General features: G+C 59.0%; 12 protein-coding genes. 10 read left to right on the top strand and 2 right to left on the bottom strand.

Translation table 11 applies throughout. The annotated features are described in order from the left end of the window. Positions 1-51 precede the first annotated feature (51 nt). Positions 52-1,746: a hypothetical protein gene (locus tag ASD70_RS07930; protein ID WP_056846117.1), complete on the bottom strand. Its 1,695-nt coding sequence runs from the start codon at positions 1,744-1,746 to the stop codon at positions 52-54. 103 nt (positions 1,747-1,849) lie between these two features. Here ASD70_RS07930 and ASD70_RS07925 point away from each other — a divergent pair, with 103 nt between their 5' ends. From ASD70_RS07925 to ASD70_RS07890, 7 genes are all read left to right on the top strand, one after another. Further along, positions 1,850-2,224, top strand: coding sequence for a c-type cytochrome (locus tag ASD70_RS07925; RefSeq protein WP_046072524.1), 375 nt, complete (start codon positions 1,850-1,852; stop codon positions 2,222-2,224). A gap of 99 nt (positions 2,225-2,323) precedes the next feature. After that, the gene (locus tag ASD70_RS07920; protein ID WP_046068979.1) at positions 2,324-2,824 is read left to right on the top strand and encodes a sigma-70 family RNA polymerase sigma factor; all 501 of its coding nucleotides are present in this window, start codon (positions 2,324-2,326) and stop codon (positions 2,822-2,824) included. Positions 2,825-2,850: 26 nt separating this feature from the next. Beyond that, positions 2,851-3,801: a FecR family protein gene (locus ASD70_RS07915; RefSeq protein ID WP_046068978.1), complete on the top strand. Its 951-nt coding sequence runs from the start codon at positions 2,851-2,853 to the stop codon at positions 3,799-3,801. A 103-nt stretch (positions 3,802-3,904) separates the two neighbouring features. Beyond that, positions 3,905-6,310 (top strand): TonB-dependent siderophore receptor, encoded by a 2,406-nt coding sequence (locus ASD70_RS07910; protein WP_046068977.1) that lies wholly within the window; start codon positions 3,905-3,907, stop codon positions 6,308-6,310. 253 nt (positions 6,311-6,563) lie between these two features. Next, positions 6,564-7,601, top strand: coding sequence for a type III secretion effector protein (locus tag ASD70_RS29120; protein ID WP_177342314.1), 1,038 nt, complete (start codon positions 6,564-6,566; stop codon positions 7,599-7,601). 25 nt (positions 7,602-7,626) lie between these two features. Then, positions 7,627-8,058 (top strand): type III secretion protein, encoded by a 432-nt coding sequence (locus tag ASD70_RS29340; RefSeq protein WP_235577300.1) that lies wholly within the window; start codon positions 7,627-7,629, stop codon positions 8,056-8,058. Between the two features lie 241 nt (positions 8,059-8,299). Then, positions 8,300-9,151, top strand: coding sequence for a type III secretion protein (locus ASD70_RS07890; protein WP_236708695.1), 852 nt, complete (start codon positions 8,300-8,302; stop codon positions 9,149-9,151). A gap of 8 nt (positions 9,152-9,159) precedes the next feature. Here the strand turns inward: ASD70_RS07890 and ASD70_RS07885 are convergent, their stop codons facing one another. Further along, the gene (locus ASD70_RS07885) at positions 9,160-10,311 is read right to left on the bottom strand and encodes an MFS transporter (RefSeq protein ID WP_046068975.1); all 1,152 of its coding nucleotides are present in this window, start codon (positions 10,309-10,311) and stop codon (positions 9,160-9,162) included. Between the two features lie 359 nt (positions 10,312-10,670). Between ASD70_RS07885 and ASD70_RS07880 the strand changes: the two genes are divergently transcribed. The 3 genes from ASD70_RS07880 (at position 10,671) to ASD70_RS07870 (ending at position 14,800) form a co-directional block, all read left to right on the top strand. Next, the gene (locus ASD70_RS07880; protein ID WP_056846116.1) at positions 10,671-11,657 is read left to right on the top strand and encodes a diaminopimelate epimerase; all 987 of its coding nucleotides are present in this window, start codon (positions 10,671-10,673) and stop codon (positions 11,655-11,657) included. Positions 11,658-11,957: 300 nt separating this feature from the next. Continuing rightward, positions 11,958-13,964 (top strand): type VI secretion system tip protein TssI/VgrG, encoded by a 2,007-nt coding sequence (gene tssI / locus ASD70_RS07875; RefSeq protein ID WP_056846115.1) that lies wholly within the window; start codon positions 11,958-11,960, stop codon positions 13,962-13,964. Further along, entirely contained in the window at positions 13,964-14,800 is an 837-nt protein-coding gene (locus ASD70_RS07870; protein WP_056846114.1) for a DUF4123 domain-containing protein, read from the top strand. The genes tssI and ASD70_RS07870 overlap by 1 nt, the downstream gene beginning before the upstream one ends.

Raw genomic sequence — 14,800 nt, 5'->3', positions numbered from 1 at the left:
GAGAGTCCTTTCAGCTGACTGACGACGAGCAGTGGAAGTTCACCGTTTGGCTCATATGCCCAGTCCATGGGCAACAACGGTATGCGCGCCGATACATACCCGTCGGCTGACCCTGGCAGCGCTGTCAAACCGGGACAGGTGCTGGAACAGGGGATCGGCCAGGTAGGCATCAATGGCCGAGTCCGGAGCATGGGGGCTGGGAGGAGGCCCTGCGCGGGCGGCGGCCGGCCGATGAATGATTTGCCCGTCGACCATGCCGATTTCGACCGCAGCCCTACCGGCCACCAGGTTCACAAACGTGTGCATGTCATAGAGCAGGATGCCGTTTTGAAGTGACCACATGTCCATGCTTCCGACATTGTGCAAGCCTACCGGGATGATGCGCTCGCATTCGGCCGGTGTGAGCCCGTTGCCGATCAGCACCGCCCGAGCCTTCTCATCGTTGCGGGCAACCAGCACCAGGTTTTCCAACTGTCGGACCAGGTTACCCAACCCACTTGCCGGCTCCCGGAGCAGGCTGAGCCATCCCAGTAGACCGCTATGGGAGCGCTTCTTGAGGTGTTTGAGCTGAACGCCATAAACCTGGCCGTGCAGGTTGTCCCGGATGAAAAAATCGACATCCACTTCCACGGCACTGTCTTTTGTATGGTGTTGCAGCAGTTCGAAATCGAGCACTTCAATATGGGCGCAACGTTTGAGCCGGTTCAACAGGTAGGCCTTCTGTGCATCAGAGGTGGCCTTGCCGTGCCAATTGGCACCGAGCTTTATTTCTGCAAGTTTTTCGGCTGTCTCGATGGCGCCACTCGCCAGGTTGCGCGTTCCCAGGATCAGTCCGCCTCCAGAGAAATCGAACAGCCGGTCAACCACGGGGAGTTGCGCTTGAATCTGACAGACAAGTTCGTAGACCGGCGTGATGCCCTTCTGCGCGGCGTGGCGATGATCGAAGGGTGGGGTTCCAGGGTGCTGTGCCCCATGCACCGCGTGAATGATCATCAGCAGCAAGGGTTCGAGTTGATCGAATAATAATCCGGCCACGGGACCGTAGTCTGGCGGCAGTCGCCAATGCTGGGGAAATATAGTCAATGCCGATACGCTGGCGTTTGGCAGTTGGTTTCGTCGAGCCGGGTCGGCGGCCACGATGGCAAGGCTCTGGATGGCCAGGGAGGCAGACGCAAGAGATGCCTGCTCCAGGGCTGAACCAAACCACACTCGTCGAAGGTGCATGCGCATGGCGTCCGAGGACGGCGTGATGCTGCAACGGCCGGTCTCATCAAGGGTTGCCCTGGCGATACCCAGTATGACCAGCGCCAGTAGCTCAGAAAGCCAAACGCATTGGCACGTCAGGCTAACAGTGTCATGCGAGGATGGGGCACCCTTGGCTTCGCATGGCATGGTCGAGAGTACGGTTTCAAACAGCTGCAGATCGAGCAGCCGCGCAATATCGGTCAGGGTGCCGTCGGGTAAAGGTCCCGTGTCGACGGTGGTGTGTATCTGGGTTTGCTGCAGATGCGCCTCGCGGGATTTCCACAGTGCGCTCGTGCCGGTGAGTGGCAGCTTGGGTGCCAGCAGCGCCTGTATCTGGCACAGCTGTTCGACCAATGTCTGCACGCCCGGGCATTCATCCGTCAGGGAACTGATGAGTTTTCGATTGGATTCGCTCAAACAGAACTTGTGCGGGTAAGTGCTGACGTTGCAGGCAAGGCGTAAGGCGTGGTGGCAGCGGGTATCGATAAAAGGCGTGTGCATAGGTGTAGCGCTCGGCCGGAAGGTGAATGTTATCGTATGGTGCTTAGAATAAAGGGAATGGAGAGGGCGCGATGGAATGTATATGCCGACAGGCACCGCACGCATGAACAAAATACTCATAGGTCTATCAGCGGTTTTGTCACTGGCTCAAACGTCGGGGGCCTTGGCAGAAAACATTAATGGCAAGACGCTCTACCTCCAAAGATGCGCGGTGTGTCATGGGCCCGATATCAGAGCGACCGGGCCATTGGCTAAAAAAAGCAATCCGCCAACGCCTGACCTTACCACCACAGCTTTCAAGCAGCGGCTCAAGGATTATCCGGGAGTTATCGTGTCGTCGATCATCCTTCGTCCCAATGGCGACCTGATCCCAAGAACGTTGCGGGAGAACGGTGTAAAGATAGCGCCGCATGCCTGGAGCATTAAGGATCTGCGCGACCTGCATCAATATATGAGTGCGGTTATTTCAAAAAAATAAGTGCTCTCGGGAACAGAAGTGGCGCAGGCGATCAGCAGCAATTGCCCTGCTTAATAGGAAGCATTACTATTCACGCCCCGCCTACCCAGTGCATCCGCGATGACCCCTCAGCCGCCCCGCAGAACAGGCTTTTTCGAGCACTACGAAGAGTTGATCGGAACCTGGACGCGCCGCCTGAGAAACCGCCAGCAAGCCGAAGATCTGGCCCATGACACCTTTGTGCGTGTGCTTGAGTCCCGCGCCAGCGAGGTAGTACAACCGCGCGCCTACCTGCATCAAACCGCACGCAATATTGCGGTGGACGCCTACCGCCGCGAAGACCGCCGCGCGGCGCTGACGCTTCAAGTCATTGATCACAGCTTGCCCCATGGTGGTGATCCGGAGCATTACATGCACGCGATCCAGTTGGCCGATTCCATCGAGCGGGCCTTGGCGGAGCTGCCGCTCAACTGTCGCAGGATTTTCATCTGGCAGAAAATCGAGGGCCTGACCCAGCAGGAAATCGCCGAGCGCCTGGGGCTGTCTAAAAACATGGTGGAAAAGTATATGATCCGCACCCTGCGGCATCTGCGTGATCGTCTGGATGCGATGGCGCCATGACCCGCTTTGAATCAGGATCTTGCTCGATGGATAACCGTGTCCGTGATGAGGCCGCGCAATGGTTTGTACGCCTGCAGGACGGCCCATTGAATGCCGAGGAGCGGCAACGTTTCGATGCCTGGCGGGCGCGGGCGCCTGAGCACCAGTATGAATTCGATGTGCTGCAAGGGCTGTGGGGCGCCACCGATCTGCTGCCCAGGGCCCGCTTGCAGGCCTTGGGCGATACGCCGGTCGAGCCTCCCAGGCGCCGTGCGGTATTGCACTATGCCGTTGCCGCCAGTGTGGTCGCCATTGCAGTGGGCCTGGGTTTAGTCAGCGGGGTGGGCCAGTCAAAGCCTTACAGTGCAGAGTTCAGCACCCGATTGGGCGAGCATCGCCAGGTAGCCTTGCCCGATGGCTCGGTGATGGACCTCAACAGCCGCAGCGTGGCCGCGGTTCGCTATGAAAAGGGCCTGCGGAACGTGGAACTCAAGCAGGGCGAGGCGATGTTCAGTGTCGAGCATGACGCCGGGCGCCCGTTCGTCGTGGTCGCCGGGTCAGGTCAGGTAACGGTTACCGGCACGCGTTTTGATGTGCGCCGAGATGAAGACCAGACCCGCGTGGCGGTCGAGGCCGGTACGGTCAAGGTGCAGGGGCGCATATCGGATCAGACAGTGACGCTCACCGCCGGCCGTGGCACCCATGTCGATACCCAAGGCCAAGTGGCAGCGGCCTACGCGGTGAACCCTGAAGAACTGACAGCGTGGCGTACCGGCAAACTGGTGTTCAACAACGCCACCTTGGGCGAGGTGGCCCGGGAAGTGTCGCGCTACCGTGAGCAACCGCTGCGTGTCAGTACGGCAGCGGTGGGCAACCTGCGCCTGACCAGCGTATTCAAATCCAGTGACACCGACGCCTTGCTCAAAGCCTTGCCGCACATCCTCCCCGTGGCCTTGCGCACCTTGCCGGACGGCAGTCAGGAAATTATTTCACGCTGACATTCAGGTTTTTTTCGAGTTCTTCGTCTTCTCCTGCAACTGCAACCGCAACTGGTTTGCATTAACAGCCGCACACTCTTGCGATCACAGGACTAGGTTCGACGTGAAAAAACTCGCCATCCACAATAATAAAATCTCTCGCTGGGCTCCCCTGGCCCTGGCCATTGCGGTCAGCACCGCGCTGCCTGCCACGTATGCGGCCGATGGCATACATATCCGCGCCCAGTCACTGGGTGCTGCGCTCAGCCAACTGGGCCAGCAGACTTCGCTGCAAGTGTTCTTCAGCCCCGACATGGTGGCCGACAAGCAAGCCCCAGCGGTGGATGGCAACCTCTCGCCCGAACAAGCCCTGCGCCAACTGCTGCAGGGCAGTGGGCTGGATTACCAGATCGACGCCGGCTCCGTGACCCTGCGCCCGGTGAGTAACGGCACCGGTGAAGCGGGTTCACCGTTGGAGCTGGGAGTCACCGATATCAAGGTGGTGGGCGACTGGCTCGGCGATGCTGATGCCGCCGTGGTGCAAAACCATCCGGGTGCGCGTACCGTGGTGCGCCGCGAAGCCATGGTGGAGCAGGGCGCGATGAACGTCGGTGATGTGCTGCGACGTATACCAGGCGTGCAGGTGCAGGAAGCCAACGGCACCGGCGGCAGCGATATTTCCCTCAACGTCGGTGTACGCGGCTTGACCTCACGGCTGTCGCCGCGCTCCACCGTGCTGATCGACGGCGTACCGGCGGCCTTCGCCCCGTACGGCCAGCCGCAACTGTCGATGGCACCGATTTCTGCCGGTAACCTGGAAAGCATCGACGTTGTCCGCGGGGCCGGCTCCGTACGTTATGGGCCACAGAACGTGGGGGGCGTGATCAACTTCGTGACCCGCGCAATTCCGGAGAAATTCTCCGGTGAGGTCGGCACTACCCTGCAGACCTCCGCCCATGGTGGCTGGAAGCATGTGGAGAACGCCTTTATTGGCGGCACGGCAGACAACGGCATCGGCGCCGCATTGCTGTACTCCGGGGTCAACGGCAACGGCTATCGCAACAGCAATAACTCCAACGATATCGACGACGTGATCTTCAAGACCCATTGGGCGCCGACCGATCAAGACGACTTCTCGCTGAACTTCCACTACTACGACGCCAGCGCCGACATGCCCGGCGGCCTGACCCAGCAGCAATTCGACGCCAACCCGTATCAGTCGGTGCGCGACTGGGACAACTTCAGCGGTCGCCGCAAGGACGTGTCCTTCAAGTACATCCGCCAGATCGATGATCGCACCCAGGCCGAAGTGCTGACCTACTATTCCGACAGCTTCCGTGGCAGCAACATCGCCAACCGTGATTTGAAAACCCTCAGTTCCTACCCGCGCACCTACTACACCTTTGGTATCGAGCCGCGGGTGTCCCATGTGTTTGACCTGGGCCCGAGCACCCAGGAAGTCAGCGTTGGCTACCGTTACCTCAAGGAAGGCATGCACGAGCAAGCCACCAGCCTGAACCTGGTCAACAACGTGCCGACGCCGGGCGGGCAGAGCGATGGCCATGTCTATCAGGACCGCACCGGTGGCACCGAAGCCAACGCCTTCTACATCGACAACAAAATCGATATTGGCAAATGGACCATCACTCCGGGCATCCGCTTTGAAGATATCCGCACCCAATGGCATGACCGCCCCGTCGTGGCCCTGAACGGCAAGCGTACCGAGGAAAAACGCCGCGAGATCCACAACAACGAGCCCTTGCCGGCCCTGAGCGTGATGTATCACGTCTCCGATGCCTGGAAACTGTTTGCCAATTACGAAACCTCCTTCGGCAGCCTGCAGTATTTCCAGCTGGGCCAGGGCGGCACCGGCAACCAGACCGCCAATGGCCTTAACCCGGAAAAAGCCAAGACCTACGAGATCGGAACGCGCTACAACGACAGCGTCTGGGGCGGCGAAGTGACACTGTTCTACATCGACTTCTCGGATGAGCTGCAATACGTCAGCAACGATGTAGGCTGGACTAACCTCGGCGCCACCAAGCACGCCGGTGTCGAAGCCTCGGCCCACTACGACCTGTCCAATCTCGACCCGCGCCTTGACGGGCTGACGGCTAACGCCGGCTTTACCTATACCAAGGCCACCTCCGAAGGTGATGTACCGTTCAAGGGCCGCGACCTGCCCCTGTACTCCCGTGAAGTGGCGACGCTGGGCCTGCGCTACGACGTCAACCACTGGACCCATAACCTCGATGTCTATGCGCAATCCAAGCAGCGTGCACCAGGTACCGGCACCACCTACATTACCCAGGGCACCGACGATGGCCAATATGGCGACATCCCAGGTTATGTCTCCGTCAACCTGCGCAGCGGCTATGACTTTGGCGCGCAATTGTCGAACCTCAAGCTGGGCGTGGGTGTAAAAAACGTCTTTGACCAGCAGCATTACACGCGCTCCAGCGACAACAACGCCGGGATATACCTGGGTGAGCCGCGTACGTTCTTCGTCCAGGCAAGCGTCGGGTTCTGATATTCAGTTGATAGGAAAAATCGCAACCCACGGGTTGCGATTTTTTTTTGCTCGGGCACGCCGCCGCTTTGCCTGGGGGCAGCAGCTAAAAGACCATTGCCTGCTCGATCTGTTTCCTACACTCGCACAGCATATATTGTTGCTGGCACAGGAACTGATTCCGACAAAAAGCCACACATGGGAAAGCTGATGGGCTTCGACACTAAGTTGGAGCGACAAGCTGAAAATCGCGCCCACTGTAATGGAGAAACGCATGTCGGTACCGATGTTGGATCCATCCCCCGTCTCTACCTCATCAACCTCTGATCCTTCGCAGGCCACTGCCAAGCCCGAGGTCAAGAACACTCGTGAAGCGCCTGCTGCGCCTTCTTTCAAAGGTCAGAGTTCCGCCAACGTAAATTTTCAATCCGGGGAAAGTAAGGCCGGTCCAGTGTTCGGCAACCATCAGGCGGCCACCACTGGCGCAGATGTGTCAGGCAGCCACCATCACCATCATCACGCTCCTGCAATGCAGGATTTCCTGAGCCAGTTCAAGCAATGGATGAACCAATGGTTTTCCGGACATCGGCCGCCTCCGTATCCAGGCTGCGGCGGTCCACCACCAAGGCCGAACCCAGGTTGCAGCAATCCGCCGCCGAGGCCGAATCCCGGGGCGAGCAACCCGCCACCGCGACCAGACCCTACCGGCGGAGAAAGGCCCTATCCGGTCGCGCCTGGCAGGCCAGATCCGCAATACTCGCTGAAGAACAATGAAGAGTTGGCAGCGCAATTGCGCGACAGTTTCCATGCTTTCAGGGACCCCAGGAATCCAGGGTATATCAGTGTTGACAGCATCCTTGCGATGGCGAGAAGAGGGTGGTCGCCTAACCCCGCCATGCGGGAGAACATTCGCTTGGCCAATGAGCTGCTGCGGCGTCCGGAACTGATGGCGGCGCTTGACCGACAAGCGTCTACCGGTGCATTGGATAATCTCATCGACTTTCAGAATGTGATCGCGGTCATCAAGGGCGAAAACTACTTCAAGTACAAGTCTGACAAGGAGTTGGCCGCTGAAATGCTCGAGCATTTTGACGAATTGAAGGGCTGGCCCTGGGGGCCAGGCCTTAGAATCCACGACCTGAAAAAGCTCGCCCGCCAACCTTTCACAGGCGACGCTGAAAAGGACCACCTTATCCAGTTGGCCCAGGCAGTGATCCAGCGAGGTAATCTGCTCAAACTGATGGACGACCTTGCCAGTAAAGACGGGGACGGAAAGATCAATTGGAGAGCATTGGTCCTATTGTCCAAGTGACCAACCTACAGGCGCTGCACGGCGAATGCGGCGCCTGACTCAATTGTTCGAGGAACGGATTACACTCATTTGCCACATAGCTGATATCTACAGTAGTGATTCACCCGCCGCTTTTCAGATTCCGAGTGAGGGCAAACTCATGACTTCAACCTCGTTTAACTCCCCCCCATCCCAGCGCCTTGAACTCTTGCACAGCACCCAGGACGCGAAACTTGCGGTATCAGAGGAGGGCGCAGCAACGCGAGGCCTGCACACCCCTGCAAAGGAACATGCGGCCCAAGCCCTGCGCATGAAGGCTTTTGCCGGTCAGCGACAATTCCAGGCGCCCGTTTCGGATGACTTTTCCAGGGGCATGCTTGCGGACGGACAGACCCCCGAAGATGGTGCCGGATCGATAAAAAATGTCGGGCTGATTCACACCCTCGCGGGCTGGTGGCGCAGACGCAAGTTGGGTTGAGCATCGCTGGTTGCGGTTTTACATATTGTTATTGGTATTCGTTGTCCGTAAGGAACTGCCGGGTTCATCCAACCACACATGATGTGCTTGTCCGAGTGGAATTCATTCGTTGATTTTGGTCATCACCGAGCCGATCACCAAGCGGATATGCATCTCAAAGAGTTGGAGAAAACCCATGTCAATCGATGGTGTACTACCTCCCGGGCGGTCTCACGCCCCTGGTGGACCGGCCCCGCAACCCATGGCGCCACCACCGGTCGACAGCGCTGGAGCCTGGAGTGAAACGCCCTCCGTGCCTGCGGCTGTTGGGCCTCGCAAGCCCTTCCTGCTGCGCGAAACATTGTCTGTCCTGCGTCATCGAAACTTGCAGAACTTCCCCCCGCAGCGGGCGCAGTTTTCCCTGCCGGGCCCCAACTCCACGGACAAGCAATTGGCGAGTGCCCTGGAGAAAGCCTTCGGGTTGCTGCACTCGTATATGAATGACGGGCGCTTGACCTGGTTGTCATTGCAGCGGATCGCCGCTGAGCCCACCGGAAAAAACGAGGAGTTGGACGGCGCGATTCAGGTCGTCCGGGAAATTCTCGAGCGCCCGCGACTAAGCGATGCGATCTTCGGTCGTGACGGTGATATCACGCGAGATAGTCTCAGGGCGGCGGCCCAGGCGTTGCAGGGCAACAGCTCCCCAAGCGCCTTCAGCCAGGATCCCTTTCATGCCCAGGGCAATGCTGATGTGGTTGAGGCGCTGCAAGGGCAGTTTGAGCACTTGAGAGATAAAACCAAGGATCGGACCTTTCTTTTCGAACAGCACCAGTACGTCGACATCGCAAAACTCAGGGAAGTTTTGCAGGATCCGTATGAGGTTGATCAACAGGGCAACCCGGTGCTGGACCCGTCCACCGGGATGCCCAGGTCCAAGTACAGCGAAATGTGCGTCTACACGATGAAGAACATTTTTGAGCGGCCGGGTCTGCTACCTGCGCTGAAGCATGCGAATACTCCACGCCTGTTTGGCCCGCCGCATGTAGAAGACCACCTGTGCAACAAAAACCTCGAACGTTGGCAGGAGCAGCACAAAGCTCGCAAAGCGCGTTGAGCCGTGACCTACACCTTGAGGATTCTGCCGCTGATAGCGACTGCCGCCAGCAATACCGCAATCAGCACGAAAGCGGTACTCAAACTGCTGCCATGGGCGATAAAGCCGATCATGGCGGGGCCGGCGAGAATACCGGCGTAACCCAGGGTGGTGATGGCCGGCACTGCAATATGTTCAGGCATGACTTTTTGTCTACCGACGGCGGTGTACAGCACCGGCACGATATTCGAACACCCGGCACCCACCAATGCGTACCCGAGCAACGCTGTTTCCCAAGCCGGCAATAATGTCGCCAGGAGTAAGCCGGCACACGCCAGCGCGCCACCGATCACGATCACTAGCGTGGCGCCCAGGCGTCGGACAATGGCATCACCGGTCAGGCGCCCAGCGGTCATGGTCAAGGCAAATGCCGCGTAGCCAAGACCGGCGTAGGCCTCATCCAGGCCACGCTCAGCACTCAGGAATACCGCACTCCAATCCAGCACGGCACCTTCAGCCAGGAACACGATAAAACACAAGCAGCCGATAAACAGCACCACTCCGTGGGGCACTGCAAATGCAGGACCTGAGCTTTCACTGCCATACGGCAACAGGTGCGGCGCGGCCTTGAACAGCGCAACTGCCATGATAATGACCACCACCAGGGTCGCCTGCAGGGGCGACAGGCCCAGCCCCAGCAAACCGGAAACTCCTGCCGCGCCGACAATGCCACCCAGGCTGAAGAGGCCATGAAACCCTGACATCATGGTCTTGCCACTGGCGCGCTCAACGATGACGGCTTGCAGATTCACGGTGGAGTCCACGGTGCCCAGGCCCGCACCAAACAGGAATAACCCGGCGATCAGTAACGGGATCGAACTGACAGTGGCCAACATCGGCAGGGCCAGGCAGATCATCAGCGTCCCGGCGGTAAGCACGCGCCGGCAACCGTAGCGAGACGCCAGCGCACCCGCCGCCGGCATTGCGATGATCGAACCCACCCCCAGGCACAACAGCAATAGACCAAGCGTGCCTTCGTTCAGGTTCGCGCGCGCCTTGGCATACGGCACCAAGGGCGCCCACGCGGCAATACCAAAACCGGCGATAAAAAAAGCGATACGGGTGGACATTTGTTCCAACCGCCCGGGAACCACGGGGGCTGGAGTAGGAATGGCAGTCATGAAAAATCCTTGGTTTTGCGTTCAGCGAACGATGTCCGGCGTGACATCCTTGCACATCAGGCCTTTTCGAGCGAGTAGGGTTCCCTTCGCGTGCGGGGTAAAAAATGCGGATTGATAGCATTATTTTACGAACACGGAACGCGTTGACGCTTGAAAACCACACTGAAGTTATCGTGCCTGTAAGGGGTGACCTGAAGGTGTGTAATCCTTGTGAGGGTGGTTGAGCCTCAGGTTTCTTGCGGTGGATTACCACCTTTGAGCCCACTTCCCACACATCGAGCGATCTGTAATACGCTGCTGTCGCGCTAAGCAGGTATCAGAGCGGACGAACCGATGAAAAATTCAAGGCGGGCGTGGTCATGACCCGGTTTTACGATGCGCGCGGCAATATTTATGGCGTGGTCAGCCCTTCCTATTTATGCAGCCGGGGAATTGAGGTGCCCGACAACGCCGGCACGGCTGCAAGCACGCGCAAGGCGTGGGCCGCGTCAGCTGTTGCGTCCGAATGTAGCTGGGGTTCATTGCCACGTGCGAAGGATGCCAAGGCGTACCGTTGCGACGGTTTGCTGGTGGGGCCTTTCCAGGCCCGGCCACCGTTTGATTTACTGATCATCAATACCGACGGCTCCCTGGCCGAACGCAGTGGCAATGGCCTGACTATCTTCGCCCAAGCGTTGACTGACCAAGGCATGATGACCCAGGGCAGCGAATTGCGCGTGTATCACGACAAGCCCGATGCGGTATCGCCCGTGGTGACTTATATCGAGCCTGCACTCTACGAACAGATACGTGGTTTCTGGCTGACCTTGGGTCGCCCCGAGTTCGGGCCGCTGGCAGTAGGGGCAATTGGCGTGGGTACGGTGGCAGCGGGGCGACATGAGTTCAGCCATGTGGCAGCCCTGGCCGCGATTGACCCTCAATGGTGGCGCAGTCAGTTTGTGCGGGTGGGCAACCCCCATTGCGTAACGTTACTGGAGCAGGCGTGCGCCTTGCCAGCTAACGATACGATGCATCAGCCAGGGTTGTTCAACCGTTTACAGAGCATCGCCTTTGCCCCTCCGGCAGGTAGTGGCCAACCCTGTGTCGGTGGGGTCAACCTGCAGTGGGCCGCTCGGGACTCCGGCAAGCGCGTCATTGCCCGTGTATTTGAGCGAGGTGAAGGGCCTACCGCGTCTTCGGGCACCAGCGCCTGCGCCGTGGCTTGTGCCGCGTGGCGAGCGGGTTGGGTGGAGGCTGGAGACGTCGCCGTGGTAATGCCGGGTGGTACGGCTCCAGTGCATGTGCAGGCGGAGGCTGGGAACCTGTTGAGTGTCAGTCTGTTTGGGGCCGCCCGACTGATAACCTGAACCTGTGAAAACCCCGGACGGCTTAATCCGGTGTCAGCTGTTTCCTGAATTGTTAGCTGTTAAAACTGTAAGTCAAAGTAAGAAGTTTCTTGATATTAGCGAGCCTTGTTTTACAGCGTGTCGCATTTTTTAAAAGACACTTCCAATCTCGACGTACGAAACTTCTCTTTTATTTTTTAACATCCGAAACGTTGCCGAAATCGCTAAGCTTTAACGTGTTCAGGTGCTTTTTTCGCAAGCCATTGAGGGTTGGCGTGGAAGAGTATTTCAATCGAAAAAGTTGATGGCGGGTAACAAAGGATGGTTCACGCGTTTTCTTCCTCACGTTTTAAATTGTTGCTTCCAGGTATTAATACGGACTTCCAGGTTTTGTCCTTCAAAGGTCACGAAGCCCTCGACCAGCCGTACTTCATTCACATGCAATTGATCAGCGAAGACCCTTCCATTGACCTGGAAGCCTTGCTTCGTCAACCCGCCTATCTGGACTTCGGCGAGGGGGATACGGGCCTGCATGGGCAGGTCTACGCCATCGGCCGGGATGACCAGGGCGTACGGTTCACCCGTTATCACCTGACGCTGGCCCCCCGCCTTGCATGGCTTGCCCATCGCCGCAACCAGCGGGTTTTCCAGCAGCGCAACGTGCCGCAGATTATTGCGACGATCCTTGAGCACCACGGCATTCTCGCCGATACCTATACCTTCGAGCTCGGGCCGGTGGTGTATCCCCCGCGGACATTCTGCGTGCAGTACATGGAGTCCGACCTGCACTTCATCCAGCGACTGTGTGAAGAGGAGGGTATTCACTTCCATTTTCGCCATAGTACGGACAATCATCTGCTGGTGTTTGGTGATGACCAGACAGTATTTCGAAGGTTACCGGTGCAGCGTTATTGTTCATCGCCTGATCCGGCGCTCGAGGCCCGCGTAGTCCAGCGTTTCGACCGGCGCCTGCAAACCCGCAGTCAACGCAGCGTACGCCGTGATTTCGACTTTGAGCATCCTTCGCTACACCTGCAAGCCCAGGCCGGAGCCACGGATCCTTTGGAAGACTATGGCTCCCCCGCTGGGTTCACCAGCCGTGAACGAGGTGCTCAACTGGCGCGCCGCGGCCTGGAGCGCCATCAGCGTGATCGTCATCGAGTATTGGGCAAGAGCGATCAACCGGCGTTATGCAGTGGTCACTTTCTCGAGTTGTGCGATCACCCCGATCCAGTCTGCAACGACTTGTGGCTACTGACTTCGGTACGTCATGAGGGCTACCAACCGCAGGTTTTGGAGGAGGCCGCATTTGGAGTCGACAGGTTTCAAGGCTATCGCAACCGCTTCACCGCGACACCTTGGAGCGCAGTGCATCGACCGCCGCTCAAGCACCCCAAGTCGACGATCAGTGGCAGCCAAACCGCGACGGTGACCGGGCCTGCGGGTGAGGATATCCATTGCGATGCCTATGGCCGTGTGAAGGTGCGCTTTCATTGGGATCGTCGGGACAAACCTGACGATACCAGCAGCTGTTGGCTGCGGGTGGCGTCCGGTTGGGCGGGGGATGGGTTTGGCGCCATGGTCATTCCACGGGTGGGCATGGAAGTGCTCGTGAGCTTCCTGGAGGGCGACCCCGACCAACCCCTGGTCAGCGGTTGCCTGCCCAATGCGCTACACCTGCCCGCCTACCCCTTGCCGCAGCACAAGACGCGCAGCGTTCTGCGTAGCCGCAGTTCTCCCCACGGAGCAGGGGCCAACGAGTTGCACCTTGAAGACAGGCGCGGCGAAGAACTGATCTACCTGCGCGCACAACGCGACCTGGAACAACAGGTGGGCCGTGACAGCCGCCTGGAAGTCGCCGGGCAGAGGCATGAAATCATCCGAGGGATGAGCACGCTCCGGCTGGAAAGCGAGGAGCATCGCCACGTCGACGGTGATCGCAAGGTAACGCTCAAGGCGCATGACTACCTCGACGTGCAGGGCGATAGCCTGACCCGAGTTGGCCAGACCCTGGTGATCGAAGCCGGCCAGCAGATTCATCTCCAGGCCGGTGCCAGCCTGGTAATCGATGCGGGTGCGCAACTGAGCCTTAAGGCGGGCGGAGAGCACCTGGTGATTCAAGCCGGGAGTATTTTCAGCAGCCGCACCATCAGCCTTGGTGGCACACCGTCGGCAACCCATCCGGTGGGCCCTGTGCGGGTTGACGCGCCAATATCTGCGGTGCAAGGCGTCATCATGGACTTGGCCAAGCAACTGGGCGCGGATTTTTGCCCCCTGTGCGAAGGCTGCCGAGAAGGCGGCTGCGATATCGTGGGGAGGGCGGCTTGATGGACAGCTTGCCCAATCGATGGATGGCTCAACAGCGGCAGAGAGGGTACGCGCTGTGCCTGATGCTGGAGGGCCATAACACGGCTCGCCAACCTCTGTTGGCAGGGCGCGGCCCATTGCACTATTGCGAACTCTACAGCGAGACCGATGCGGCGCAATTGGCGAGCTCAGGCCCGCTCATAGTGTTGCTGGAGCAGATGCAGGAACCTGCATTGGTCGAGCTGCTGCAACACCCCGAGTCGAATTGGGGGTGGATGGGTAGTTTGCCTGCTGCCGATTTGGACGATGTGACACGACATTGGCGCGCGCGATTGCTGCTGGGGCCCAAGGGCCAGCAGGTGCTTTATCGAATTCACGACAACCGCACCCTAGGGCGTGCCTTGGCCCATTTATCTAAAGCGCATTGGCCGGACTACCTCGGGCCGCTCATCAGCGTGTGCTATTGGCACGCAGGCCGTTGGTGCCAGGCCGAGAACCCCGCACCAGGCGACTATCCGGTACCCGACCCGTCACCTTGGCTGGGTGCACCCAATCCCCAGGCCGAAGCCATCCTGCACGCCAATATCCTGCGCTACCTGTTGGCCGAGCACAGCGAAGACCTGGCTGCATTGGTTGAGTTTCAAGACCCGAGGATCTGGCTGGCCCAGGTACTGGAGCAGGCACGCACCTGGCAATGGCACACGCCTGAGCAGTTGGAGTTTTTGGTGGTGCGTCGGTTGGAAGAGGCGACCCGCAGCAGCATTGTCCATTGGCAACCGAGGGTAGGCGAGGCGCCAGGGGCGCATTTTGAACGGGTGGTGGAGCAGTGGCGCAGGGAGGAAGGGAAGGGTGAATAG

Source organism: Pseudomonas sp. Root569 (genome assembly GCF_001427465.1).
GTDB classification, from domain to species: Bacteria; Pseudomonadota; Gammaproteobacteria; order Pseudomonadales; family Pseudomonadaceae; genus Aquipseudomonas; species Aquipseudomonas synxantha.
The sequence above is the reverse complement of the archived record's forward strand: the minus strand, read 5'-3'. Positions and strand labels throughout refer to the sequence as shown.

Bases quoted from the DNA above. Each gene is read 5' to 3' on its own strand.
- ASD70_RS07930 (WP_056846117.1), bottom strand. From the start codon at position 1,746: ATGCACACGCCTTTTATCGATACCCGCTGCCACCACGCCTTACGCCTT.
- ASD70_RS07925 (WP_046072524.1), top strand. From the start codon at position 1,850: ATGAACAAAATACTCATAGGTCTATCAGCGGTTTTGTCACTGGCTCAA.
- ASD70_RS07920 (WP_046068979.1), top strand. From the start codon at position 2,324: ATGACCCCTCAGCCGCCCCGCAGAACAGGCTTTTTCGAGCACTACGAA.
- ASD70_RS07915 (WP_046068978.1), top strand. From the start codon at position 2,851: ATGGATAACCGTGTCCGTGATGAGGCCGCGCAATGGTTTGTACGCCTG.
- ASD70_RS29120 (WP_177342314.1), top strand. From the start codon at position 6,564: ATGTCGGTACCGATGTTGGATCCATCCCCCGTCTCTACCTCATCAACC.
- ASD70_RS29340 (WP_235577300.1), top strand. From the start codon at position 7,627: ATGCGGCGCCTGACTCAATTGTTCGAGGAACGGATTACACTCATTTGC.
- ASD70_RS07890 (WP_236708695.1), top strand. From the start codon at position 8,300: ATGGCGCCACCACCGGTCGACAGCGCTGGAGCCTGGAGTGAAACGCCC.
- ASD70_RS07885 (WP_046068975.1), bottom strand. From the start codon at position 10,311: ATGACTGCCATTCCTACTCCAGCCCCCGTGGTTCCCGGGCGGTTGGAA.
- ASD70_RS07880 (WP_056846116.1), top strand. From the start codon at position 10,671: ATGACCCGGTTTTACGATGCGCGCGGCAATATTTATGGCGTGGTCAGC.
- tssI (WP_056846115.1), top strand. From the start codon at position 11,958: ATGGTTCACGCGTTTTCTTCCTCACGTTTTAAATTGTTGCTTCCAGGT.
- ASD70_RS07870 (WP_056846114.1), top strand. From the start codon at position 13,964: ATGGACAGCTTGCCCAATCGATGGATGGCTCAACAGCGGCAGAGAGGG.